We start from the raw sequence: 2,235 nt of genomic DNA, 5'->3' as shown, positions 1-2,235 counted from the left end.
CGCCGGCCAGCAGGTCGATGACCGTCGCGGCCATCAGCTTGGCGGGCGCCAGATAGGCGAGCGCTTCATCGGCGACGGCAAAGTCCCTGCTGTGCGCCGCGCCGGAAAAGCCGCTCACCGTCGGCTGGATAACGGGCAGCAGGTAGGACACGTCGCCCATATCCGTGCTGCCGCAGAAGGGCAGACCGCGTTCCACGGCAAGCCCGGGCGCGCAAACCGGGACGTTGGCCGCGAACAGTTCGGAAAGCGCCGCGTTCTGCGCCAGCGGCAGATAACCCGGCATATCGTCGATCTCCACCCGCGCGCCTACGGCGTAAGCGGCGCCCCGGGCCGCACGGTTCACTTTGGCGTTGGCGGTGCGCATGGCCTGCACGCTGGCGGCCCGCACGTAGCTCTCCATGCGCACATCTGCGGGCACGGGGTTCACCAGGTCCCCGCCCTTTGTAATGATAGGATGCACACGCACATGGTCCTCGTCGCGGAAAGTCTCACGGTTGGCGTGGATGGCCGCGATGGCAAGGGATGCCGCGTTCAGCGCGTTGACGCCTTCCCAGGGCGCGCCGCCCGCGTGTGCCTCTTTGCCGAGAAACCGCAGCTCCTTGCCGATAAAGCCGCCCGCCGCGCCTGCAACCACCGCGCGAGGCTGCGGGGCGTCTGTTTCGCTGTGCACCATCATGGCCATGTCGATATCGTCAAAAGCGCCTTCCGCGATGAGCTGCTGCTTACCGCCGAGATACTGTACTTCGCCCGCGCGCCTCAGCCCGGCCCGCCAGCCGATCTCAACGTATTCCTCCGCGGGCGCCGCCAGCAGGCATACGCTGCCCGCAAGGCTGTCCGCCACGGCCCGCAGGCCCACAGCGCAGCCCAGCATGGAGGCAAGCTGGGCGTTGTGCCCGCAGGCGTGGGCCGCGCCTGTGGCTTTGTCCGCAAACGGATGGCCGGGGCTGAGCACCGCGTCCAGCTCCCCGATAACGGCCACCCGCGGCCCCGCGCCGCGCCAAAGCCAGCCTTTCACGCCTGTGCGCGCGGGCCGCGTAACGTCCGTCAGACCCAGCGAGGCAAAGGCCTCCAGCACCTTTCCGGCCGTGCGCGTTTCCTTATAGCCCAGCTCCGGATGGGCAAGGATATCCCGCCCGAAAGCGGTGAGGCGCTGTGCCTGTGCGTCGATGGCGGCGCACGCCGCGCGCTTGAGCGCGTCTGTCATTGTGTTCATAGTCCGCTCACGCTTTCCATGTTTCAAGATTCTGCGCAACGAACGCGTCGTCGTTGAGATGAGGGTACATCTCATACACGCGGCTTATCTCCTGCTCCTGTCCCTCGCTGAGGGTCTCGTCCGGGTCCAGGCACCACGTGCCCGCCATCAGGCCCTGACGCCGCAGCACCTCATGGACCCCCGGGATGCATCCGGCAAAGTTGTGCGCCACGTCGAAGAACACGCCGTTGCAGTCTGTGACCGCCGCGCCCCGCGCCAGAAGCTCCGCCGGGATGTCGCGGCCGTCCCGGTATTCCCGCAGCTCTTCGTACAGCTTCACAACGCTGTGCGTCCACACCGACCAGTGCCCCAGCAGGCCCCCCACGAACCGCAGCTCCACCTCTTTGCCGTCCACCGGGAACCGGTACGGCGTCAAAAGGTCCGCCACGATGTTGTCGTCGTTGCCCGTGTACAGCGCAATTTCCTCCCGCCGCGCGCTGTACGCCACGCCCCGCACCAGGTCGATGCTCTGGTACCGGTTGAACGAAGCGCATTTGATGGCCACCACGCCCGGCGTGTCCGCCACGGCCTTCCAGTATTCATACGACAGCCGCCGCCCGCCGCAGGCCGTCTGCAAGTAAAACCCGATCACGGGCATCTCTGCCGCCACCGCATGGGTGCGCTCCACCAGCTCCTCCTCCGTCCGGTGCGCCAGCCCGCCCGGGCTCAGCAATACCGCGTCGAACCCCAGCGCCTTTGCCGTGCGCGCCTCCGCGCACGCCTGCTCCGCTTCACCGCACGCGCCCGCCACGCGCACCAGCGTTTTCCCCGTGCGCGCCTCGTATGCGTCCATCTCCTCTTTCGTCACACGCAGGACCGGCTCGAACAGGCCCACCTCCGGTTTGCGGATCTCGAACTGCGTGGTGTGCACCGCCACTGCCAGCCCGCCCACCCCAGCGTCCAGATAATACCGGATCAGCGTGCGCTGGCCCGCCTCGTTGAATTTCCGGTTTTCGTCCAGAACCAGCGGGATGGCCGGGATG

Annotated in this window: 2 protein-coding genes; both read right to left on the bottom strand. The window is 67.4% G+C overall.

What is annotated here, in order from left to right; translation table 11 throughout:
* On the bottom strand, nucleotides 1-1,213 hold a 1,213-nt coding region (locus tag ACMO6A_RS10125), incomplete at its 3' end, for an amidohydrolase (RefSeq protein WP_418471191.1).
* Nucleotides 1,214-1,220: 7 nt separating this feature from the next.
* Nucleotides 1,221-2,235 (bottom strand): dihydrodipicolinate synthase family protein (locus ACMO6A_RS10120; protein ID WP_418471190.1); only part of this gene is annotated, 1,015 nt, incomplete at its 5' end.

The sequence above is a fragment of the Eggerthella sp. genome (genome assembly GCF_048329335.1).
Lineage (GTDB): Bacteria > Actinomycetota > Coriobacteriia > Coriobacteriales > Eggerthellaceae > Eggerthella > Eggerthella lenta.
Note: the sequence above shows the minus strand (reverse complement) of the source record. Positions and strands in the feature narration are given on the sequence as shown.